Origin of the sequence: Dinoroseobacter shibae DFL 12 = DSM 16493 (assembly GCF_000018145.1) — a bacterium.
In the GTDB taxonomy this organism is placed as follows: Bacteria; Pseudomonadota; Alphaproteobacteria; order Rhodobacterales; family Rhodobacteraceae; genus Dinoroseobacter; species Dinoroseobacter shibae.
Window position 1 is genome coordinate 45,513 of record NC_009955.1, and the last position, 23,180, is coordinate 68,692.

The following is a 23,180-nucleotide window of genomic DNA, read 5'->3' on the forward strand; positions in this document are numbered from 1 at the left end:
TTGATCAATAAGTTCTTTGTTGCTGCCATATTTGTTTTGCTGCCCGGCCTTGCCTTTGCCGAAGCGATCCCGCGCGGTGGTCCCAACGACAGCCGGGTGCGCTTGGCCACCTACCAGGAGGGTCAGGTCTACCGTCTCAGCGTCTCGCTCACCCATGTGACCACCATCGAGTTCGGCGAGGGCGAAAGCATCCGCTCGATCATCGCGGGCGACACCGAGGGCTTCGAGATCGATGGCGTGCCGGGCGGCCAGGCCTTCGCGATCAAGCCCGTCGCGCGCGGTGTCCATACCAATGTGACGGTCTACACGAACAGGCGAAGCTACTATTTCAACGTCGAGGAGGTTCGCAGCCCGACCTTCTATGTGGTTCAGTTCCGCTATCCTGATGACGCTGGGCGCCCGACTCGAGCCATCGCCGCCCAAGCGCCGAACTACAACTACGGTGCCAGCGCGCGGACCGAGTTCACGCCAACCCGCATCTGGGATGACGGGACGTTCACGTATTTCGCGTTTCCAAGAAACGCGCCTGTGCCCGCGATCTTCCGCTACGCGGGCGGCCGCGAGCGCACGGTCAACACGCAAACTCCTGAAGACGGCGTGATCCGCGTCAGCGGCGTGAACCGCCAATGGGTCCTGCGACTGGGCGAAGAGGTGGTCTGCATCGAGGCGATCCCGCCCGCGGAGGCCGCCTCATGAGCGATACCGAGAATACCGAGCTGGAAAAGCGCCTCGCCGCCCTGGAGAAAGGCAGTGCCCGGGCCCCCATAGCGGCGCAGCGCCGGTCGCCCCTTCTCGCGCTGATCGTGATCCTCGTCATCGGCGCGGGTGGTGCCCTGCTTTATCTCCTCTCACAGCCCGACGAAGAGGAAGCCTTGCCGACGGCCACCCCGGACGTCTTCCAAAACGAGGGGGACGGCTTTGGCGCCATCGAGACCTTGCCCCCGCCCGAGCCCGAAGTGGTGTTCGTCGCACCCGATCCGGTCGAGCCCAATGTCGAGCTTCTGGCGCAGATCACCGCCCTGCAGGCCCAGATCGAAGAATTGCGCAACGCCCCCGAGGCGGTCGTCGAGGAAGACACCGCCGCCGCAGAGGCGATCGACGCGCTGACCGCTCAGATTGCGGCGCTACAAGCCGCCTCGGAAGCAGCACAGCAACGATTTCAGGACGAACTGACGGCGCGGGATCGCAGCCTTGAGCAACTCCGCATGGATCTGGAATTGGCCCAACTCGAGGCCAGCCGACCCCAACCCGCGCCAACGGGCCCCACGGAAGATGAGCTGCGCGCGCGCGAGCAAGAGCGACTGCGCCGCGAGGAAGAAGCCCGGCGCATGGCCGAGCTGGAGCGCCGCGCCGCGGAGGAACGCGCCTTCCAGGAGCGGCGCATCACCTCGCCCACCATCGCGTTTGGCGGTGCCTCCGGAGCGAATGAAACGGCTCTGACCGAACGCACTTTTGGCGAGGTGACGGATTTCGTGCTGAACGGGGCGCTGCCCTCGACGGTGACGCAGGCCGAGGTGATCGCCAATCCTTCCAACACCATCATCCAGGGCACCATGATCCAAGCCGTCATGGAAACTGCCCTTGACAGCTCCCTGCCCGGCCAGACCCGTGCCGTGGTGTCCGAAGATGTCTACAGCGTCGATGGCGTGCGCCTCCTGATCCCGCGCGGATCGCGTCTCATTGGGCGTTACCGCGCTGGCGTCGATATCGCGCAGCGCCGCGTCACGATCGCCTGGGACCGGATCATCCTGCCCGCGGGCCAGACCGTCCAGATCAGCTCCTTCGGAGGTGATGAACTGGGCCGTTCTGGCGTCACCGGCCTCATAGACACACGCTTCGCCGAGCGTTTCGGGTCGGCCGCCCTGATCTCGCTTATTTCGGCAGCACCTGGTGCCGCCGCCTCCGAGGTCCAGGATGAGACTGCCGCCGACGCTCTCGAAGACGTTGGCGATGATCTGGCAGATGCGACCGACAGCGTCATAGGCGATTACCTCTCCATCGGCCCCGTCATCTATGTCGACCAGGGCGCGCGCGTCACCGTCATGGTCGACCGCGATCTGGAGATATTCTGAGCCCATGTCGCTGAGCTATCTCGAAACCTCGCTCGACCGGATCGACGCCGCCGCCCGCGACGATGTCATCGAGATCTGCATCAACCCCGACGGGACCTGCTGGGGAGAATTCCAGGGTGATCACTTCATGCGCGCGCTGGACCAGAGGCTGACGGGCGTTCAGGTCCGAGACCTCGGCAACCAGATCGCCTCCTCGGCAAATACCACCATGAGCAAGGACCGTCCCATCGTCTCGGTTTCGATCACCTATAAGGGTCGCCCGATCCGGGCACAGGTCATCACCCCGCCCGCCGTGCTCTCGGCCATGTCGATCAGCTTGCGGTTCTTCTCGAGCCTGCCGCTCGAGGGCATTGCGCTCGACTTTCTCTATGGCAAAGAGCGCAAGCTCGAAGACCTGCGCGTCGAAAAAAAGCGCGCCTTGCGCGCCGTGGTGGCTGCCGGATTGATCGATGATGCGCTTGCCTTCTGCGTCGAGAACAAACTCAACATGATTGTCTCGGGCGGCACCTCCACCGGCAAAACCGTAGCCGCGCGCAAGATCCTCTCTCACGTACCGGCCGAAGAACGCATTGTCACCATAGAGGAAGCGGCCGAGCTTCTGCCGACCCAGCCAAATGCCGTGACCCTCATCGCCAATCGCGACACAGAATTCCAGTCCGCCGATGTGCTTCTCACCGCCACGCTGCGCATGCGCCCCGACCGGATCATCCTGGGCGAGGTGCGCGGCAAGGAGGCCATGACCTTCCTCGAAGCCATCAACACCGGCCATGGCGGGTCCATGACCACACTGCATGCCGAAACCCCGCAACTCGCCGTGCAGCGGCTCGCGATCGCGGCACTCAAGACCGAAATCCCGATGACCTATGCCGACATGATCCAGTACATCGAGAATTCCATCGATGTGATCATCCAGGCCGGTCGCCATGACGGAAAACGCGGCATCACCGAATTCTACCTCCCCGGCGCAACTGAGATTGGAATTTCCCCATGAAGACCTTTGAATACAATATCCTGTCCTTTCCCATGACCCGCAAGACCAGCCTCTCCGACATGCAGGCCAGCCTGAACGAGAAGGGCGCAGACGGGTGGGAGGTGGTGTCGATCAGCACTTCGGAATTCGCCAATATCGGGCACACCGTTTTCCTGAAGCGCGAAACCACACCCGCTGGAGCCACGGCATGAGGCAGGCGCAGCACCTCGCCTTGGCCGCGCTGGCCCTAAGCCTGACGCCTACCTTCGCCGTTGCCGAGCGCAACCTAGTGCCAACCCTCGATCGCAGCTTTGACGTCTGTCCAGACCGGCCCGCCGAGCCCGTCTGGATGCAGGAGATCCCGCTCCGCCAAGCCTATCAGCGGGTTCTGGTTCAGGACATCTATCGCGCCCAGAATCTCGAGCGGGTCGTTGAGATCGGCAACTGCGACTGCGCGACCCGGTTCCCGTCCTGGGACGCAGCAGAGGCCACGTTTCGGGAAAGATACGCGAGCGACGAACGGTGGGAAATGCTGCAATTCTCGGACGCATACAACCGCCGCGCCAACGCCGCCCGCCCTGCCGCCCAGGCAATCTGCGACGCCGCTGGCAATTGGTAAGGCAGCCCCGCGATGAGCGTCGTCACCTATTTCGTTGAAACCTCCCAGGCCTATCTCGACACCGCTGCCGAAACCCAGTTTGGTGCGGTTGCGGAAACAGTCGGCACGCTCCTGGTTTTGGGGACAACGCTGGTGGTGATCCTCGTCGGCATCAACATGATCTATCAATATCGGGCCATGGATGGGCACACAGCCTTCTGGCTCGCGGTCAAGATCGGACTCATCGGGATATTCGCGACCAATTGGATGCAGTTCAACGCGTTCTCATCTGCCATTCTCTATGGGATCGACAGTATCGCGGGCGCGCTGGTGGCCTCGGTCGGCGGCGGCAGTCCGGGGCCCTCTGGAACTTTCGCTGAAGAATTCGACCGGCTGATCGCGGAGCTGGGCGACTATCTGAACGCTGCCGGGTCCGAGCTGAACTGGATGGCCGGCGCCATGCTCGACATCGTCGGTGTGCTTCTGCTCTCGATCCTCGGAGGGCTGGCCGCCTTCATCCTCGTGGCCTCCCGACTGATGATCGCGCTTCTGATCGGAATCGCCCCGGTGATGATTTTCCTGACCCTCTTCGAGGTCACCAAGGATTATTTCGCGCGCTGGTTATCCGCGCTTATCTCCTTCGCGATCTACCCTATCGTGGTCGCAGGGGTCTTCGCGACCGTCACCGGGGTGGCCTCGGCTCTCATAGGCGAGTTGGGTAATCCGGAAGGGGCTTCCAACATCGGCGCGCTCATACCTTTCTTCATGATGGTGCTCATGGCCAAGGGGTTCATAATCGCAACACCCTTCATCGTCCGCGCGATTTCCGGCAACATCATGATGCCGGCGCTCTCCGGCGGTCTCGGTGGCGGATACAACTTCGCTCGCGCCGCCATGGGCAGCCAGCAGGCCTACAACCGCTACCTAATTGGAGGCGCAAGCGGCGCAGAATACGCGGCCATCCGAGCGCGCCAGTTCTTTGGCGTGCAGCAAATGCCAATGCGGCAAGGCATGGAGCAGACGGGTTCCGGAGGCGGCACAGGATCCGCAGACTCGGGATCAAAAATGCTGGCGCAGCTTGCGAGACTGGGACGGCTTGGACGACGGTGACGGTCCAAAGCCGTCAGTCTAACATCGACAATGCCGCGCAGCGGCATTGTCCGAAGCAGCCAATCGACGCCCCCCACAGCATGTCGAGCCGAGATGTGTCATCGATCCGGACAATACGGTCATTGGTGCAGAGTGCCGCGGAAACGGCCTCAGAACCCATCCAGATTATAGCGACTGGGTGACGTATTCGGCCATGTTGGCTGCCATCTTCTGGGCAACCGACAGGGGGAGGGCCGTTGCCAGTGGCGGGTATGGGTTGCCCCGCCGGCATTCATCCCGGTTTAACTTTCTTAAGTCGCGTGACTCCCACATATAGTGGTGATATATTTTTATTTTAGCTTATCTGGTGGGGATTCGACTATGGTGCGCAAAGTCACACCTTCGCAATTTCGCAGTCAACTGCGCCAAGCGCAGTCGAAATACAATCAGGCTGTCAACCGTTACAATTCTGCCGTTCGTGCGCATAATCAGAAGGTCCGCACGGTCGTGAACGAGTATAACCAAGCCGTCAGCCGCTATAATTCTTCGGCGCGGGCACACAACACCCGTGTGCAGCAGAACCGCGCGAAGCTACAGAGGGAGTTGGCAAAGCTGTCAAGCTCCACCAGCCAACCGCGCTACGTCACCCTGCGTAGCTCGATGAATACCGTTCAGCACTCCTACTCGCGCCTTGAGGCGCGTGCGGATGCCGGCGCCTACTCTGAAAACTACGACACTATTCTTGATCTGTCGGAGCGTGAGGCGACGAACAGCGCCAGTGTCATGAATGCCCTGCTCGACAATCCGAGCGATCCGGAAGGGCAGGACGAACTGCAGGACAGCGAGCTTGATCCGATCCTGAAACAGCTATCTGGTGATGCGCTGGATCGCTGGCACGGCGCGCTGTTTTCACTGAATCCGCGCAACCCTGATGCCGCGCGGCATTTCTGCACCAGCGCCCGTGAGCTACTTACCACCATTCTGGACAGCTTCGCGCCTAACCAGAAGGTGCTGGAAGCCATGCCCGACTGTGACACCATCCCTTCGGGAGCACCGTCACGCCGGGCGAAAATCCGTTATTTCCTATACCAGAACGGCATGCAGGACGAGACGCTGGAAGAGTTCGTGGAAGAAGATCTGGAGAATGTTGTCCAGCTCTTCCGGGTATTCAACGATGGCACCCACGGCTCTTCGGGCCGCTTCACCCATGCCCAGCTTCTGGCGATCCGAAAGCGCGTGGAGGGTGCCATTACCTTCCTTTGGAATATCATCCCGCAGACACTGCAGATGGCGGCCTGATCTGTCACGGAAAATGTATCCACCCGAAGGGGTGATGAAAGAGCCGGTGAAGTGTTCCCTGTATCTGGCCGGTATCGAATTAAGTGTGGAGCAAGGGCTGAACGAACGTCGTGAAAGGGCTCGAACCCGCCCTGCGGCACTTCGGCCCCACTACAAACGCCGGCCACACCTGTCTGACAAAGTCGGCCCTTTGCTGGCGTTCGCGCCATTCGCTGCGGATGACCGGTCTCAGTCTATGGCATCTGACAGCGGAGTTTTGCCTACGGCTCTCACAAGGAGCCAACTGTCCGAGGCTGACGCGACACTGGTGCGCGTTCAGCCCATTGCGAAAGCGCCGACAGACGCCTTGCCCCTCACCCCGCCTCCCAGTGTGTTCGTCATTGCGTTTTCGAATGCCGTCACAACTTTGTTGGGCGTATCTGCCGACGTATGTTCGAAGAGTAGCGCGTCGTGCATCGGAAGGACGATGGTAACGTCGTCTAATTTGCCAACGTCCAGCAGCGCCCTCTTGAAGATGAGGGACGCCGTCCCCTGTACGACTTGGCTCACAGAAGATCGCTGTTCTTTAGCGGTCAGCGGACCGTCGCGCTCGCGTAGATAGTGGTTGCCGAGCAAGGTCGCCACACGGCCGTTGGCTTGGAAATCGGCCCACACCGACCTCTTCCAGGTCTCGTACTGCGCGAATAGTCCGAACGCATTCTTGGCCCGAGTCCGATCTACGCCTAGCGAAACTGCTGCGTCGATCAAGGCCTTCTTGCTCATCCCATAGGCGTAGGACAGAAAGAGCTGCTTGGCAGCCTTTCTGTTCCCTGAAAGCCCAAGGTGCGTGGTGGCGAAAAGATCGTACATATCACCTGCAGCGTAGAGCTTCATCAGCTCGCAATCCTTTGAGAGCGCGGCCATTATCCCGACCTCGTACTGATCGAAGTCCACGTAGCTCAACTCAGCACCCTCGCGACCGGCAATGATGCCGCGATATTTCTTTGACATGTTCTGCAGACTGGGGCTGCGCAAATGGATGCGCGAGGTGCGGGAACCAAATACATCCAATACTGGCCGCATGATTGTGGTCGACAGGGCTAGCGAACCCAGCACCCGCCGTGCGGTGTCCGCCGCCTGCAGGGCTATGGTGTCGCTCCCGAAGTCCCGTTGGTGCGGCACGTACTCGAGGAGATACTCGATCGAAACATCGTCCAGTTCGAACCCATCCGCACGCAGCTTTTCCTCCAGCGCCGATCTGTTTGGAGTTTCCAACGGCATGTCGTGCTTCGCAGAGTAATTCTTGAGGCACGTGAAGTAGTCATGTTCCGCCTCGGCGCGCATCTCCGACAATCGCTGCCTGTCGACCATGATGCCAACGGCCATCGCGCTTTGAAGCAACCGGTAGACCGGTACTTCAACAGTAAGGAAGCGTTCCGCTTCGCCTGTAAGCTTCGCGCGCTCAAGCAGGGCAAGATACATTTTCGCAAGCGCCTCTGCCGCCTTGGACGCGACACCTGGCTCGAACGGTAGGCCTTTATTGAACATCCGCTTGTAAGCGGAGCACACCTCCTGCTCGGCACCATACTGTTCAAGAACAGCGGTTACGTCGTGCTTCTCGCGTGCCAAACGATCTTCAGGGTTTCCACTGGTGGATATCCGGAATTCGTCGAGATCAATTACCGTATTTGGCAGCGTTTTCGTCTTATCGAACAACACATCACGTATCATCCAGAAATCATGGCAGACTACGGCGCCGGAGAATCTGACGACGTCCTGGGCGTCAGTTTCGAGCAGCTGTCCGTCGTCAAACCAGTAGAAGCTGTCTTCGCCCCGCCCAGTAAAGTCCTTCAAGAAGAGGAGCAGTTTCCAAGCTTGGTCAATCATACTCACTGACCTCGTCGACAAGGTTTAGCAGATCGGGCGCTTCCCGTTTTGCAAAGGGAAGACCTTCCTCGCTGGTGTAACGCTCGGCTCTTGGCCCTGTGCCCTTGAGGCAGATAGGCACAAGGCCATAGAGCGGCTTGAGGTCATCTTTGTGAAGCACCGAGGAGGCAATCAAGAGATAGCGGGCGTTCTGATAAGGCAGTTCGCTAAACTTTTCGATGCATCCGCGGATAAGTGCCGTCTCACCGACACACCGCAGCCAGATTAAGATGGCAGCAGCCTCGCCGGACCTGATGTCCTCGTGGAGCTTCCTAGCGGCGAGATCAACCAACCTATCCGATCGGTGTCTCTTCGACCCAAGCAGCATCCAAATGTTGTAGTTCTGCCAATCGTGGATGGCTCGGTCCTCCGCCAACAGAAACCCCTCCAGCGCCGGAAGGCATTGGCCATCTCGGTCTAGTGTTGAAATAAGCCGGCAGTATTGATCTGTGGATACAGCATGCTCCGAAAGCGAGCGGGAAAGCGTATCGAGCAGTGAAGCTGATAGTGCGTCGCCGACGTCGAAGAGGCCAGATTCCACAATCTGGGCCACGCGGTTTACCGCGAAGCGGAACTGTCGCGTTTGAGTGTCACCAGCTTCAATGCAGCTGGTCAGGATACCAAAGATGTATTCAACAGAACGGGTCACAATTCTGCGGCTCCGAGATTGCCACATCTGATTAATGGCGGTGGTCGCGCTGTCTTGCGAAGGGAAGTGGGCGACCAACTTCTCTAGTGAAGCGTTAGGCGGCAATATCTCGGTCTTACTCGCGTTGATGTTCAGGCCGACCTTCCGTAGCTCCCTGATAATATCCTGGAGTGCGCGGCGCGCGTGGATCTCCGTGTCGGCCAAAACGCGGATGTCGTCCACGTATCTGTAGTAATCGTAACCCTTCTTGGCCATTTCGCGATCAACGGAAGAGAGCAGGATGTTGGAAAGAAACGAAGATGCGTCCCGGTTCTGTGGTAGACCATGGTCGCGGCTGAACGTCCATTGTTCGAGCAGCCTGTCCAACGTACGGATAGCATTGCGAATTTGGAGCTTTTCAGGGCCCGTCGCCACGATCTCTGGTATAGCCTTCTCCAAGGCTGCGATGATCTGCTCTCGCGAGATGTTCTCGAAAAAATTGCTGAGATCGGTCACCAGAAGATGCTGGTTCGATCGGGCGAACGTAAGAGTTATCCCCTCAAATGTGAACCATCGATCGATCTTGTTCTTGAACAAGTATTTGGAGTTCTGCGGCGCAGAGTCGTGGCGGTAGCTTAGCACTCGGTGGCTGAGCAGACTGTCATAGTAAGGAATAAGGAAGGTGCAGATCGCCTGATAGACAAACCTATCAAAGAAATCGGTTTCCAGACCGTAGCGTTCCCCATAGCCTTTCTTGGGAATGTTACGGACAACGCTGCGGGTGCCGAGGTACACACCGTTCCATTCCTGCAGTAGAGAAAGGACGATGCGTTTGGCCTCGTCCGGATTCTTAAATATATCGTCATATTGCAGGCAGTCGAAGTACCAGTCGTCCCTCATGTCCTGTCGTAGGTGCTTGAGCACGAGATCAAACTGGATCGGAAAGCCAAGGGCTTGCCCCTTATCCCAAAATTCAGCACTTAGTGTATATTCGGCGTCATCACCTTGTTGACTGTAATCTGACACGAACGATGGCTCTCTTTCGGAAACAAATTCACATCGCCTTTCGGAGGCATTTTGCTACTCTACCGTGCCCACGCAGAAGAGCCAGCCGGATTTGCTTAGACCGCATACCTCAATGTCAACCAAGCTATCGCCCTTAGTAGCCTCGCTGGTTTCGTCCACCTGACGGTTTCAGATCCGGTAGCTGCGCATAGCTGCCGTTCGTCCATTCAACAGCAGAGGTCGGCTTCCGTCCTCCCCGACATACAGGCGATGCTAGCCACCCTATCGAGCAACCAGCTTTTCACCGCCATCGCCCTCCTGCAGCATCGCCTCCATGTCGTCCAAGCCATCGACAGCAGAGCGCAACTGAGCTTCATCATCCACGCCCACTGTCTCGGCATCCGCAACCTGGCCCCCAAAATCCATTTCCATCTGTCGCTGTTCCTCGGCGATAACGGCTAGAACGACGGGCGCGGTCTTTTTTAGGGCGACGTCGGTTTGCCCTGACGGTTGACTGCCCGCTTCTTGGCGTGTGGTCTCCACAACGGCGTCAGACCCACCTGGTCCGTTCGCGGGCGGTGTCATCGGCATGGCGCGCATGCTCAGCGGCAGCGTGCCTTGCGGCCCCCCTCCCCCCGGCTCCGGAAACGGCAACTCCCCTGTCTGCGCCGCGTGGATCGCCTTGAACAGCCGATCATCGAAGTACTGGATCCGCTTTGCACGGACCGGCATCTGGGCATCGATGACCATGACGATTTCATCGAGCGGCAGGCGGCGCGCCTCATCTTCGGGCAACAACGAGCTCTCTTCAGTCCGCGTGGATTGGCTGCGCCCTTCAAAGGGGTTCTTGCCGATGGACTGCGAGCGCGTGACGACGGTCTTCGTGGTCTTGCCGACCGCTTTGCTCAGCTCCTCGACGGTCTTTTCATCGGAGGGCGTCAGATAGAGCTTCACGCCCGCGTTGCCCTGCAGGGCTCGACGGGTGTTCTCGCCGTAGATTTCATCGAGGGCGGGGATGGTTTGGGTGACCACGGCGAGGTGACCACGATAGGTGCGCAGGGTCTCGATGCTTTCTACCACAATGGGCATTTTGCCAAGGCGATTGAACTCGTCGAGCATGATCATCACGGGCCAGGGTTCATCCGGCCCGGGATCCTTTTCCTGCATGGCGGAGAGAAGATCGGAGAAGAAGAGCCGGATCAGCGGCGCCAGCGGCTTCACCATCAGCGGCTGGACCACCAGATAGACCGAGAAGGGCTTCTTGCGGATCGTCCGGAAATCAAAGTCCGACACCGCCGTCGCCTCATCGATGGCCGGGTTCTGCCATTGATCGAGCCCCGATGTCATCAGGAGCGAGACATAGGAGGTCAGCGTATCGTTGTTGGTTGAGGCCAGCCGCGTGAAGATCAACTTGGCGGCCCTGTTGTCGACCTCGTGGCCCCGCGCGAAATACTCCTTCTGCTTGTTTCCGCCCGAGGCGGCGATGCGGTAGATCTCGCCCAAGGTGGGGCGCTTGCGCTGGAAGGCCAGCAGGCCTGCCGCCACGAAGAGATCGATTCCGCCTTTGAGGAGGCCCTGCACCCGGTCGTTGTCACTCTGCAGGAAGAGCGTCGCCAGGAGCTGCAATTCCATCTGCTGGCGGGCGGGGTCTTTCAGTTGATAGATGCGCAAGAGCGGGTTGTAACGATGCGTGCGCTTGCCCTCCCAATCGGTGGGGGCAAAGCGATAGACCTTGTCGCCTTGGGCGGCGCGGTGCCGGGCCGTGGCCTCAAAGCACTCGCCCTTCACATCGAGCGTCACGGCGGAGCCTTGCCAGGTCAGCAGGTTCGGGATGACGAAGCCCGTGGTCTTGCCTCGGCCCGTGGGGGCCACGATCAGCGCATGCGGAAAAACCTTCGAGCAAATGTAATTGGCGCGGGAGCCCGGCGGCCCCAGCTTGCCGAGGATGAACCCGGTGCCGGGCGCCCCGAAGAACCCATTGGCCTTCATCTCGCGCGCGGTCTGCCAATGGGTCTGGCCAAAGCGTGTCAGGGCGGACCCTGAGAGGGCGAGGCTCAGCATCAGCCCGGCGGCGGCGAAGCTGCCGATGATCAGGTGAATAAGTTGCGCATCCTCCGGGCGGCGATCGAGGATCGCCATGTAGTTCTGCGCGATATAGGCAAAGTCGATCTCGGCCCCGAACCCGAGATCCTGGTAGGTCAGCACCGCCGAGGCGATGGTATAGCCCATAGCCCCGGTCACCAGCGTTACCAGAAAGACCCCTGTGGCGATCCGCGCTTTTCCCATGGCGGCGCTCAATGGACCTGACCCCGCTCGATCTCGCCATCCACATCGCCAGTGCGGTGTTTTTCATATTCGGTGTCGGCAAGATCATCGACCACCTGGCGCAAGGCCTCCGTGTTGGCCGTCGCTGCATCCGATTGCAGGTAGACCTTGGCGACATAGAGCCGGTCGAGGCGGTCCTCGAGAACCTTGTCCAGCGCATCGGCATCGCCGGATGTGAGCCGGTCTAGTTGGCGAACGTCCAGCACCCGCGCGATCTCGCCGCGGAAGGCGTCCCGCTCCGCCTCGGTCTCGAAGGGCGCGGACAACTCCCCCGCCCGTTCATGGTCCACGACACGCGCAATCTCGTCTGCAAGGCGGTCGGCACGGTCAGACTGCGGCGCAGTTTCATCGCGGGTCGCGATGATGTCGTCGCGCGTGCCAGACCCAAGCCCGTCGCGCATCTCGTTTTCGCGGCGGACCTGATTGATGGCCTCCGTGTCCCGGATCTCGACGACGGCCGCATAGGTCGCGCCAAGCCCGCGGGCGAGGTGGGACGGCATGTCCGGATAGCGCGCTCGTAAGTCATCCGTGACAGCATCTGCAACGGGCGTGCGGACGTCGCGTGCCTCCATGATCCGGTCGACCTCACGGGTGATCTCGCTGGCGCGGGCCGCATCGGTAATGGTCTCCCTGTAAGGCTCAGACCGGTCAATCACATCGCCAGGGCGTGCGAGCAGATCCGGGTGTGCCTCGAGATATGCACGCTGCTCCGTCTCGATCCGGCGCTCCGCCCGTGAGACAACCTCCCAGTCCCGGTCCTCGATCTGCTGCGCGGTCAGGCCGTCTGCGCGCATCTCCTGACGGATTGTCCCTTCCATCGCCCGGACCGCGTCCTCATGATAATGGAACTGCTCGCTGACCGGTTCCGCTTCCATGACACCATCCCGGCGCAGCACGTTCTCCCGCTCCAAGAGCGTGCCAAGTTCGACGTGCACATCGTTGAGAATGTCGCGCGCCTGTTCCAGATCGGCGCGGCGTTCGAGGTTCAGATCGCGCGCCTCAGCCACTTTGGAGAGATCATTGGCGATCCATTGATGCTCGAGCGCTGCATTTGAGGCGCCCGTCTCGATCCGGGCCACCACTTCCGATGTGCTGATCGCGGTGCCCCGTAGTGCCGCGTCAATGCGCGATCTCAGGTCGGGCTCGGCCAGTCGCTCGCGCTGGCTGGCGTCGATATTGGCTTCGGAATAGATCCCGCCTTCCGAGGGGGTCTCTGACAGCGTGGATGATCGCAGCCCCAAGGGCTGCATGTGCTGGACCTGCGTCTGGATCTCGATAAGGCGTTTTTCCAGCACGGGACGTTCCGCGTCAGACTTCTCGGCGATCATGCCCTGCACCCGCGCGAGCTTTTCCGCATAGAGGCTTCTCAGATCCTCGAAGCTTTGATCCTCGGCCATATACACATCTCCTGTTCGGTCCATCTGTCCGCCATGCGCCAGCACCTCGCCCGCGCGGAAGAGTGCCGCGGCGATGTCTTCCCGGGCCTCCCGGGAGGCCTCTGCGGCAAGCGAATGGTAGACGGTTCTGGTATTGGCGATCTCCGCCAGCGTCCGGGTCAGGTCCTGCCCCACGCGTTCGCGCTCGCGGGGCGCGCGACCCTCTTCTTTCGCGGCATAGACCTCGCTAGTGCGGGCCGGGTAATGCACGACCCCGCGATCCACCCGGCGCGTGGCCTCCAGGCGCACGCCATACTTTTCGGCCTCCTCGACCATGGCGAGGCGGAAGTCGTCATAGTTGAAGCGGTGGTTGCGCCCCAGAAAGAAGAACTCGCCTTCCTGCGAGCGGCGGTTCAGCACCAAATGCGCATGCGGGTGATCGCGGTCCTCATGCACCGCGATGATGTAGTCGAAATGCCCCGCGTCGGTCTGGAAGAACCGCTCGGCCACATCCGTCGCGATGTCGCGCACATCCTCGCCCCGCGTGCCGATTGGGAAGGACATGAGCATGTGGGTGGTCTGCCCAAGCTTGGGCTTGAAGCCCGCATCCCACCGCTTGGCAAAGCGCTCGGTCAGATCCTTGATGTCACCCGCCTCGAGCTTCGTCTTGCCATCCAAGAACCCGCTACTGTCCACGATATGGGTGGACTTGGTGGTGAGGTAATCGAGCTGGTTTGCGAGCTGCGATTTGGTATGCGTTCCCCCGCCCCGGATCGCCTTGAAGACTGCTGGCCGATGCCCTGCTGCCGCGCGCACAAGCTGGGTCTGCTTGGCCACGTGCAGCCCCTGCATTGAGCCCCGGACGCGGCTCCAGCCATCCCGAAAGACCTCGCCCGTGACGGCATGGACGGCATCATTCAGCCGCATGGGCAAACTCCCTCAGCGCGGCCGTGGCCTGCAGCTGCATCGCGTCCCGACGACGGCGCAGGAGCAGGTCGATCTCGTCAGCGGAATCCAGGATGAACCGCGCCAGCCCGCGCATCTGTGCGAGGCGCAATTCGGTGAACTCCGAGCCGGCCCCCTGCCCTTGCCGGTTGGCCTGCGTCATCTGCTTGGCAATCTGCGCGACCCCATTGCCGACCTCGTGCAGCGAGGCGCGGTAGCGCGCCATCTCAGCTGCCATCTGCGCGTCCGGAACGAACACCCCGCCTGCCGCCTGAATGAGCCGCCGCAGCCCCTCGGCCCTGCTTTCGATCCCCGCCTTCGCCAACACCGCGTCGAGCGCCGCCAGCTCCGCAGCCGTGACCTTCACACTGACCGCTGAGACCGGGATCGCGGCATCCGTCTGGCGCTCGGCATCAGCTTTCAAGGTGTATTGGATTGCCCGAGGCGACACTCCAAACCGCTCCGCCAGCACAGATGTCGAGACACCTTCCGCAGCTTCGCGAACGATCTCCATGCGGTCCGCATCTGTGAGACGTTTTGAGCGCGACATGCGAAGAAAGCCCCCCTATTTCCTGCCACCTTCCACCAAGGCTGCCCCCACCTTACGATAATATACCTAGCTGTCAATTATATACTTACGTTGCATTCAGTCTCAGGCAGCCTTGGTGTCCGCTTCACGCCGCGGCCCGCAGGGGCGCGGCTCTGCCGCCCTCACCACCGGGCGACCCACCTGTCCTAGGGGTCCCATCCACCAGCCCCGCCCGAAGGTCTGGCCGAACACGCATGTGTTCGGACGGAACCGCGGGCGGGCGCAAACCCCAGCGACATGGCGGACAGGCAGGGTCAAGGAGGGCCAGATTTGCCTTGCCAAATCTCTGCCGCAAAAACCGGGAGGCCCTGGCCGATAGGTTTTTGTGGATGGCCCCCTTGAGGCTGACTGGCCGGTCTGTCGCGGCCTGATCGTTCCGGGGGGAGTGCGTCCATTGAACGCGCAGCGGCCGGCACCAAGGAGGGGTCGCTGCCGGCGATCACGCGCGCCGGAACCGGCATCCCTGGAACAGGGATCGGGCCGCCCCAAGATCGTCCTGGGGCGGCCCATCCTCGTCAGAGGATTTAGTCCTGGGGATCTTTCGCGCTCGGCGGGAACATCACCAGCTCCGAGACCGCGACCGGGAAGTCGAGCTTGAGGCTGAAGAACTCCGAGCCGTCCCCGTTGCGGGTGTTGCGGAACATCGCACCCACTCGCTGAAAACGGGTGCGCTCCTGGCCATCGGTATCGGTGAACTTGACGGCGACGGTGGCGACGTAGTGGTTGGTCATTTGGGTTACTCCTTGTTGCGATGGGGATCACCCGGCACGGGGGCAAGAGGCTCGGTCGCAAGCGCAAATGCGGAGGGTCCGCGGCCAGCCGTGGAAGCCGTATTTGTGCTTGCCGAAGCGTGAGCTGAGGGCACGGACGGGCCGACCCCGTGCGATCCACATCTATGAGCAAAAAGGAGAGACCCGGATGACCCTTGCCATCACGCCGCAGCCAGCATCCGCGTCCTCGTCCCGCCGATCCTGGCCGGGGTACTGACGGAGCCCGCCCGCGTGGATGCGATGTTCCGAAACACCCTCCGAGGGTCGTGCTGGTCTTCAGCCTCAAATGCGAAGTCTCGACCCCTCGCGTCTTGCCCCGCTGACGATGTGCGTGAGGTGCGCACCATCCCCAGCCCGTACCGATGCGGATGGGCCGCACGCTGACGGACCGGGTAGAGGGATAACGGTGCTGGCCGCCGCAGACTGCCGATCACGCACGACCAATCGCACTCGCCATGAGACATGACGAAAGGGCCGCGCCAAGCGCGACCCCCTCTCTTCAATCCTGCGCAGTCTTCTTCGCCGGGTCCGCAACCCGCATGACCGTCAGGCCTTTCGCTTCCGCCTTCTGCCCGAGGTTCAGCGCGACCCCGTTGCCGCCGAAGAGAACAACCCCCGTCGCCGCGAACTTGTCGTCCAGCATTTCGTCGTTGCACTTGAACGGTGCCGCCCGCCCGTGCGCGGACCAGCGCGGATCGAAGCGCGCTTGTGCGACCCCGCGTGCCCGAGCCCACCGAGCCGCAATCATCTCCGCCCCGTGCTTGCCACCCTTGTGGCAGAGGAAGATCTCCTGGTTGCGGTTCTGCTTGATCCGTTCGCGAACCTTGTCGAGCGTGTTGAAGATCACATCAACATCGGTCCAGTCGGTGGCGCCTGAGACGATCAGGGGAACCCCCTCGACTTTCGACTTCTCGGCGGTCTCGCGGTCGTGCTGCTCGAGGAGCTGCCGCGCCTCGAAGACCGCCCCGGTCTCCTGCGCCCGGACGCTTGCGCGCGACCCGGCTGCCGGGATGAAGGCGTGGCCCGTTTCGATCTCGTAACATTCCGCCGCCGCCTCGCTCATCACCTCGATGGCGCCGACAATCTCGCGCAGTTGCACAAAGCGCGCTTGCGCCTCTTCGAGCGCGGTCTCGGCGATCTCCGATCCGTCGTGGGATTTTGCCAGCGCGCCGATCTTGTCGGCGGTGCGGTCGACCTCCTTGCCAAGCGCCACCTTGCGGCGCTGCAGGATCGTCGCGAGCCCATGGGCCAGCGGTTCGATTTCGGCTTCAAGCCCGGTCCCGCGCAACTGCCCGAGCAAAGCCTCGAAGCTTTCGCGAATGATGTGGTCGGTCAGGATGTGATCTTCCGGGATCGGCAGCTGTGCGTCCTTCTCGCTCAGCCCGAAAAGCTCGATGGTCTCGTAGGTGTTTGCAGTGTCGTAAGCCATGTCTGGTCTCCAGTGTTCGGTTGCAAGGCCACCACGTGAGTGTGGGGGCATGGCCGAATGCCTGGTTTCCGAATCTGCCCGGGTCAGGGACGGCGCAGCCGCCGGCTTGCCGGGCGCAAAAGTTTTCCCTGCGCAACACCCGACACACGCGCACCCTCACGCACGGGACCGCCCCGCGCCAAAGGCCCCGTCCTCGCCGAAAAGTTTTGCGATCCTTGACGCGGGCTGATTTGGGGGCCATCCGGAGGATATGCTTCCGCGCTCATGTGTGTGTGTTTTGACGGTAGGTTTGCCCGACCTGAGCAGGCAAACGGCCCGACCGGACGCGGGAGACGGATGAAGCGGCGGGATCGTTTTGGCCTCAGGCCAAAACAGACCAGAGCGCAATCCGGCGGAGCGGCCGGGGAGGGACGTGCTCGCGAGGCGGGCAAACCGGGGGCCTGGGTGCGACGCCGCGGTGAGGCCGCATGGCCGAATGCGCGACGGACCGAAGGGCCGTTCTCTCCCCTGCGACACGCGAAGCCGAGCTGGGGAGGCCGGAAGGCAAGTTAGCACTGCTTTCCTCAAGAAGACTGGGGGAATTCTGAGTTTCAGTTGTAGAGGTCAAAAGCGGAACTTCGCTGCGGGACGAACGAACTGGTAAGATGCGGACAAGGACGAAACCGCTCTCGCGGTATTGGTGCTTGTGGTGGGTGTTGCGTGCTGATGTGAACTGCATGGATTTTGCGAACTGACCAACCTGTCGGACGATTGAGGCCTTCTCAATCTGACGACAGGAGGTTTCAATGTCAGAGCAACATATCCCACCGCTGCGCCGCCGTTTTATTGAAGATATGCGGATCAAGGGGCTGCAGCCAAAAACCCAGACGATGTATTTGCGGGCGATGCGCGATTTTACAGGGTTTCTGGGGCATTCGCCGGATAGCGCGACACCCGAGGAATTGCGCGCGTTCCAGCTGGACATGAAGGAGAAGGGCGTCGGCGCACCGACCTTCAACAACCGGCTGACGGTTCTGAGTTTCTTCTACGCGACCACCTGCCCGCGTCCGGAGATGAAGCGGCACATGCGGTATCAGAGGGCGGCGAAGAAGATCCCGGTTGTGCTCAGCGCCGAGGAGGTCACCCGCATTCTCGAAGCGGCACCTGGACCGGGGCTGAGATACCGGGCTGCCTTCAGCGTGGCCTACGGTGGCGGGCTCCGAGCGAGCGAGGTCACACATCTCAAGATCGGCGACATCGACAGCGACCGGATGCTGATCCGCATCGACCAAGGCAAGGGCCGCAAGGATCGCCACGTGATGCTGTCGCCGAGCCTGCTTGTGCTGCTGCGCGATTATTACCGCGAAGCACGGCCAGCGGGCTGGTTGTTCCCGGGCCGCAACCGGGTCGACCCGATCTCGACGCGGCAGTTCAACCGGGCCTTCGGAGTGGCCTGTGATTTTGCAGAGATCAAGAAGCGGGTCTCGCCCCATACGCTGCGACACAGCTTTGCCACGCATCTGCTGGAGGGAGGGACGGATATCAGGGTGATCCAGGTGCTGCTGGGCCATGCCAAGCTGGAGACCACAACGATTTATACCAAGGTGGCGATCAAGACGATCCGGGATGTGACCAGCCCGCTCGACCTGCTGGTGCGACGGGAGGCCGGTGCCGGATAGACCCCGGATCCGATGCCTCGTCCCAGACTGGAGGTCGCGGATATCTTCCGCGATCATGGGCCGGCCTATCGCCGCGAACATGCCGGACACCTGAACCTTCCACAGTTGAAGGTCATGTCCGCGATTGAGAACTGCCGCACCGCCGCTCTCGGCGGGCATGTCGCTGCCTGCACAGAGTGCGATCACCAGCACATTGCATACAACTCCTGCCGCAATCGGCACTGCCCGAAGTGTCAGGGAGCAACCGCAAAAGACTGGATGCAGGCGCGCATCGAAGACCTTCTGCCGGTTGAATACTTCCATGTGGTGTTCACGCTGCCGGCCCAGATTGCGGACATTGCCTTCCAGAACAAGGCGGAGGTCTATGGTCTGTTGTTCAAGGCATCCGCGCAGACTCTGCTGACCATTGCGGCCGATCCAAAACACCTTGGTGCGCGGATCGGTATGACCTCGGTCTTGCATACCTGGGGCTCGGCGATGACGCACCACCCGCATGTGCATGTCATTGTGCCGGGTGGCGGGCTGTCGCCGGACGGGTCCCGCTGGGTCGCCTGTCGCCCGGGGTTCTTCCTGCCGGTGAAGGTCCTGTCGCAGCTGTTCCGGCGTTTGTTCCTCGAAGGGCTGATCAGACTGCACCAAACGGGCAAGCTGGCCTTCTTCGGGGAACTGGCCGGACTGGCCGATCCCGATGCCTTCGCCTCCCATCTCGCGCCGCTGCGCAAAGCCAGCTGGGTTGTTTATGCCAAGCCACCCTTCGGCGGGCCAGAGGCGGTGCTGGCCTATCTGAGCCGATACACCCACCGGGTCGCGATCTCGAACCACCGCCTCGTCAGCGCGGATGCCGAGACCGTCGCGTTCCGATGGAAAGACTACCGCATCAAGCGCGGCGACCGGATGAAGGTCATGCGCCTGCCCACGGGCGAGTTCATCCGGCGGTTCCTGATCCATGTCCTGCCATCTGGCTTCCATCGCATCCGCCACACAGGGTTCCTGGCCAATGGAATCCGTCGTGACCGGATCGCGGAGATCAGGCGTTTGCTCAATACAGAACCAAAACCCGGCCAAACGCCAGTCGAGGGGGAAAGTGACAACCCCGCAGGTCTTGATGCCCATCAGCCTTGCCCAAAGTGCGACGGCGCCATGATCGTCATCGAGACCTTCACACGGGGCCAAACACCCAGATCCCGCGCACCGCCACGGGAGAACGCCGCATGATACGACGCAAAAACCCGGCGCTTTCCTGTGCAAACACCGGACCAGTCAGTGCGGCCACCTCACCAGACCCCGCGTTGCACCAGGCCAGTAGCGGCAGGACGGAGCACTGGTCGGCCGTGTCCTGTTGGGAAAACCGACTTATCTGCGCGGCCTGTCATCACAATGTGGTTCGCTCTGCTCCTCAGGCGATGCAGCCGTAACGCTCAATCCCCATAGCTCCGAGATCCGCCCGCGCTTTCCTCCTTGTCAGATTTGTCGCCGCTGCAGCTCACGCTGACAGCAGCCACAAACCTTAGACAAAGGGTGCATTCGCTGCGGCTGCCCGAAGGACTGCTTTCCGCGAATGCCAAAACAGTCGTTATTAGATCTATTGAGAAATGATCGCGGACCAATCGGCAAACCACGACCGAAGAAGCGCAGCAAGCCACCAAGATAACCAGAGTGCTGCGAGCTGGAGCACAAGACCGAATGCAACGATTCTTCGGAAAGTGACGTTCTTCCCGCGCCATGCAATCAAGAGGCGAGCAATGGTATTTGCGCTCAGCGCAGCAGCCAGCGGCAGCGCTCCATCAACGGCCGAGATTTGCCCTGCGGCTACAAGCGAAGCAAGAGCGACAGTTGCGGAATTTGTGCTAACCAGTCCGGCAAGTGCGACAGTCGCGAGCACTGCTGTATTCCCGAACACATCATTGAGCGTCGCAGAGGTTAGCATGACAACCGCAACGATGAGCGCGAAACCGGCTGCTGCTTTGATCGAGAAGACCTGCGAGGGCAGTTCCAGCACTGCTGGCTCTACTTTTCGGCGCAAGGCTAGAAAGAAAATCGCAGCACCGTGAAGTGCGGCTGCGCCAGCCGCACCAAACAACAAAGGAAGACCCATTGTAAACATGGCAGGGCTCAGTGCCAGCAAGATAATTCCGATCTGGATAAGTGACGATACCGATGAAAGCGTCGCCCCCGCAGCGGCGCTTCGGGCGTCCTCCGGCTTTTCGGTGGCGCGTTGACCAAGTGCTACAATTGTCGATGTGCTTGACACGAAGCCGGACAGGAACCCGCTGATCGGCAAGCCGAGGCGCGCCCCGATGACGCGTGTTGCAATGTGACCCGCTGCGCCAATCAGCATAATGACGACAACGATGATGAAAAGGTTGCGTGGATTGAGTGCACCGCCGGGACCGATCTCTAGGCTGGGCAGGATTGGGAGGATCACTAGGATCGACACACCAAGGATGAGACCGTCCCGCAGCTCAGCGGCCGTCAGAATCGAGCGGCTGAATCCCTGCAACATCTCACGCGCTGCAAGCAATGACGCGATGACCACAGCAGCACCTGCCGCAAGCATTGTCTTTTCCGTTGCGAAGCCCCCGAGAAGTACGACAGAAACGAGCGCCAGACTGGTCGTAAGGCCAATATTCGGGTCAGATTGTTGGGCAACCGATACGATCCGAATGATCGCAACAGTAGCTACAGCGACCATCAGCAGGGGAACACCACCCGTCATCATACTGATTGCGCCAATAAGTGATGCCAAAGCGAAAGTCCGAACACCTGTCGATGCACCCTCGCTTGGTTTGTGAGTGCTGCGTTCACGTTCAATGCCGATCAGGAGCCCAATTCCGAGGGCTTCGATCAATACATAGAATGCCTCCGGATCTGTTTCCATCAAAGAACCCTGACTGTCGGTTTCCTGCGTCGCAGCACGAACCAACAGGCTTGAACTGAACGATCTATTTTGTTACATGTAACAAGAAAGGAACTGCTATGCCAACCCCTGTTTCTCAACGTGTCAAGAAGCGCCGCGATGTCTTGCGAGCCGCCGGTCTGCGTCCTGTTCAAATCTGGGTGCCAGATACCCGCCGCCCCGGTTTCGAAACCGAGTGTCGCCGTCAGGCGGCGCTTGTAGCCCAAGCAGATCGCGCCGACGTCGGCTTGAACGGCTTCATAGATGCCGCCTTGATTGATATGGACGGATGGGATTGAGACGCGGTGAATTGGTGACGGTCGCCCTTCAAGGCGACCACGGAAAGCCGCATCCCGCGCTTGTGATTCAGTCCGACCGGTTTCCGGACACGGCCACCACGACCATCCTTATGGTGACGTCCACGCTCGTCAATGCGCCGCTGATCCGGCTGACGGTTGAGCCCGCGTCGGAAAATGGATTGCGCGCCACGTCGCAAATCATGATCGACAAAGCCATGACTGTCCGAACGGACAAACTTCGGGGGGCTTTCGGCCAGCTCGATGATACCGTTATGCTCGAAGTAAATCGGGCGCTGGCGCTGTTTCTGGGTGTGACGGGGTAATGGGAGAGATAGCGCCCGACCGCCCCTATATTGCGGGAAAGGCGCGGGCAACGGAGACGACCAAGATGGACACCGATGGTGCTTATCGTCGAAATGGGACCGAGTAGCGATGCAGCAATAGAGGCAACGAAGCCATTCCTGAGGTCAGGGGAATGAGAAATCCCGTCTCATCGAGTTGACCTGAGAGCATTTGCTTGGGGTTTTACACGATAGACGGTCTTGACGAGCACAGCACCCATATTCGGAGTGGGATCAGTGAGAATGACAATCCTCAGGCCGTCGCGTTCTCTCCATACGACACCTATCCCGTCCTGACCATCTGGCCGGACTGGATTGAGAAGTACTCTTTCAAAATTCTCCTGAGTTATACCGTCGTCAGCCATACGTGCCTGAGCATGGCGGCTAACGGCAACATTGCCCAAACCTTTGACGTCCGCATAGTAGTGTTTCATCGACCTCCTGCGCTTTCCGGCTGCCCCGCTCGAAGGCCCAATGCGCCTTCGAGCAAAGCCCGTTTTCATTGATGGATCATCGTCAGATGCCCGCCGAACCGATTGGCCAGTTCGCCGATCGTCTCCGCGCCCTTCAGTGCTTCCAACGCAATCTTGGCCTTGAGCGCCGGATGATGTTGCTTCCGTTTCGACCTCTTCAATTTCTTTCGCGTTGAAGATTGGTAGACCACAAATCGCAGCTTACGTCAGCGTCCCGTTTCCGGTGAGTAGCTGAGAAGACGCCTCTATTGTGAAACGACGCGCATCAGTTGTCTTCACTTTCCTCTTCGGTTGCATCGTCTTCCTCGTCGTCAGTTTCCTGATCCTCGTCGGTATCCGACCCTTCGATTGCAGCAGGCTCACTAATGGAACCATCTGCGTTGTCATCGCCTGTAAGGAAAAACCATCCGCCGAGCACGATGATGGCCACGGCTCCGACGATGATCCAGATTTTGTTATTTCCCAATTGCCACACTCCTCGTAGCTAAACCCATCAAGTGTAAAAAATAGCGC

The 23,180-nt window shown here is 60.6% G+C and carries 21 protein-coding genes; 11 read left to right on the forward strand and 10 right to left on the reverse strand.

The genetic code is table 11. The features are described 5' to 3' along the window. The 7 genes from DSHI_RS18445 to DSHI_RS18475 all read left to right on the forward strand — a co-directional run bounded on the left by DSHI_RS18445 (position 1) and on the right by DSHI_RS18475 (position 6,028). Positions 1-696: a TrbG/VirB9 family P-type conjugative transfer protein gene (locus DSHI_RS18445; RefSeq protein WP_012187157.1), complete on the forward strand. Its 696-nt coding sequence runs from the start codon at positions 1-3 to the stop codon at positions 694-696. After that, positions 693-2,072, forward strand: a complete 1,380-nt coding sequence (locus tag DSHI_RS18450; RefSeq protein ID WP_012187156.1) for a TraB/TrbI/VirB10 family type IV secretion system protein — start codon at positions 693-695, stop codon at positions 2,070-2,072. Before DSHI_RS18445 ends, DSHI_RS18450 begins: the two co-directional genes overlap by 4 nt. A gap of 4 nt (positions 2,073-2,076) precedes the next feature. Beyond that, complete coding sequence (locus DSHI_RS18455; protein ID WP_012187155.1) at positions 2,077-3,063, forward strand: ATPase, T2SS/T4P/T4SS family; 987 nt, start codon at positions 2,077-2,079, stop codon at positions 3,061-3,063. Next, complete coding sequence (locus tag DSHI_RS18460; RefSeq protein WP_012187154.1) at positions 3,060-3,254, forward strand: DUF4177 domain-containing protein; 195 nt, start codon at positions 3,060-3,062, stop codon at positions 3,252-3,254. The genes DSHI_RS18455 and DSHI_RS18460 overlap by 4 nt, the downstream gene beginning before the upstream one ends. Beyond that, the gene (locus DSHI_RS18465) at positions 3,251-3,661 is read left to right on the forward strand and encodes a hypothetical protein (RefSeq protein WP_012187153.1); all 411 of its coding nucleotides are present in this window, start codon (positions 3,251-3,253) and stop codon (positions 3,659-3,661) included. The genes DSHI_RS18460 and DSHI_RS18465 overlap by 4 nt, the downstream gene beginning before the upstream one ends. Before the next feature lie 12 nt (positions 3,662-3,673). Then, complete coding sequence (locus tag DSHI_RS18470) at positions 3,674-4,750, forward strand: TrbL/VirB6 family protein (protein ID WP_012187152.1); 1,077 nt, start codon at positions 3,674-3,676, stop codon at positions 4,748-4,750. A 360-nt stretch (positions 4,751-5,110) separates the two neighbouring features. Then, a complete protein-coding gene (locus tag DSHI_RS18475) occupies positions 5,111-6,028 on the forward strand; it encodes a pPIWI-associating nuclease domain-containing protein (protein ID WP_012187151.1) in 918 nt (305 codons plus the stop codon). 315 nt (positions 6,029-6,343) lie between these two features. On the opposite strand, the gene DSHI_RS18480 is transcribed toward DSHI_RS18475, so the two are convergent. The 7 genes from DSHI_RS18480 to DSHI_RS18510 form a co-directional block, all read right to left on the reverse strand. Continuing rightward, entirely contained in the window at positions 6,344-7,894 is a 1,551-nt protein-coding gene (locus tag DSHI_RS18480) for a DNA polymerase (RefSeq protein ID WP_012187150.1), read from the reverse strand. Continuing rightward, positions 7,887-9,587 carry an RNA-directed DNA polymerase gene (locus DSHI_RS18485; protein WP_012187149.1) on the reverse strand — a complete coding sequence of 567 codons (1,701 nt, stop codon included), beginning with the start codon at positions 9,585-9,587 and terminating at the stop codon, positions 7,887-7,889. The genes DSHI_RS18480 and DSHI_RS18485 overlap by 8 nt, the downstream gene beginning before the upstream one ends. Positions 9,588-9,848: 261 nt before the next feature. Then, complete coding sequence (locus tag DSHI_RS18490; RefSeq protein ID WP_012187148.1) at positions 9,849-11,852, reverse strand: type IV secretory system conjugative DNA transfer family protein; 2,004 nt, start codon at positions 11,850-11,852, stop codon at positions 9,849-9,851. A gap of 8 nt (positions 11,853-11,860) precedes the next feature. After that, entirely contained in the window at positions 11,861-14,194 is a 2,334-nt protein-coding gene (locus tag DSHI_RS18495; RefSeq protein ID WP_012187147.1) for a relaxase/mobilization nuclease domain-containing protein, read from the reverse strand. Further along, entirely contained in the window at positions 14,181-14,762 is a 582-nt protein-coding gene (locus DSHI_RS18500) for a helix-turn-helix domain-containing protein (protein ID WP_012187146.1), read from the reverse strand. The genes DSHI_RS18495 and DSHI_RS18500 overlap by 14 nt, the downstream gene beginning before the upstream one ends. A gap of 563 nt (positions 14,763-15,325) precedes the next feature. Beyond that, positions 15,326-15,532, reverse strand: coding sequence for a hypothetical protein (locus DSHI_RS18505; RefSeq protein ID WP_012187145.1), 207 nt, complete (start codon positions 15,530-15,532; stop codon positions 15,326-15,328). A 538-nt stretch (positions 15,533-16,070) separates the two neighbouring features. Continuing rightward, complete coding sequence (locus tag DSHI_RS18510) at positions 16,071-17,000, reverse strand: DUF2493 domain-containing protein (RefSeq protein WP_012187143.1); 930 nt, start codon at positions 16,998-17,000, stop codon at positions 16,071-16,073. Between the two features lie 785 nt (positions 17,001-17,785). Here DSHI_RS18510 and DSHI_RS18515 point away from each other — a divergent pair. Both DSHI_RS18515 and DSHI_RS18520 read left to right on the forward strand, forming a co-directional pair. Then, a complete protein-coding gene (locus DSHI_RS18515; protein ID WP_012187142.1) occupies positions 17,786-18,658 on the forward strand; it encodes a tyrosine-type recombinase/integrase in 873 nt (290 codons plus the stop codon). 12 nt (positions 18,659-18,670) lie between these two features. Then, positions 18,671-19,873, forward strand: a complete 1,203-nt coding sequence (locus tag DSHI_RS18520) for an IS91 family transposase (protein ID WP_012187141.1) — start codon at positions 18,671-18,673, stop codon at positions 19,871-19,873. Positions 19,874-20,240: 367 nt separating this feature from the next. On the opposite strand, the gene DSHI_RS18525 is transcribed toward DSHI_RS18520, so the two are convergent. Continuing rightward, complete coding sequence (locus tag DSHI_RS18525; RefSeq protein ID WP_050757916.1) at positions 20,241-21,536, reverse strand: MgtC/SapB family protein; 1,296 nt, start codon at positions 21,534-21,536, stop codon at positions 20,241-20,243. A 98-nt stretch (positions 21,537-21,634) separates the two neighbouring features. Between DSHI_RS18525 and DSHI_RS21905 the strand changes: the two genes are divergently transcribed. Both DSHI_RS21905 and DSHI_RS18530 read left to right on the forward strand, forming a co-directional pair. Then, on the forward strand, positions 21,635-21,853 hold the full coding sequence (locus tag DSHI_RS21905; RefSeq protein WP_012187139.1) for an antitoxin MazE family protein: 219 nt from the start codon (positions 21,635-21,637) through the stop codon (positions 21,851-21,853). Continuing rightward, positions 21,844-22,176 carry a type II toxin-antitoxin system PemK/MazF family toxin gene (locus DSHI_RS18530; protein WP_012187138.1) on the forward strand — a complete coding sequence of 111 codons (333 nt, stop codon included), beginning with the start codon at positions 21,844-21,846 and terminating at the stop codon, positions 22,174-22,176. The genes DSHI_RS21905 and DSHI_RS18530 overlap by 10 nt, the downstream gene beginning before the upstream one ends. Before the next feature lie 167 nt (positions 22,177-22,343). Here the strand turns inward: DSHI_RS18530 and DSHI_RS22415 are convergent, their stop codons facing one another. After that, positions 22,344-22,628, reverse strand: a complete 285-nt coding sequence (locus DSHI_RS22415; RefSeq protein WP_157865439.1) for a DUF4258 domain-containing protein — start codon at positions 22,626-22,628, stop codon at positions 22,344-22,346. A gap of 304 nt (positions 22,629-22,932) precedes the next feature. Then, positions 22,933-23,133, reverse strand: a complete 201-nt coding sequence (locus DSHI_RS18535) for a flagellar basal body-associated FliL family protein (protein ID WP_044029373.1) — start codon at positions 23,131-23,133, stop codon at positions 22,933-22,935. Positions 23,134-23,180 lie beyond the last annotated feature (47 nt).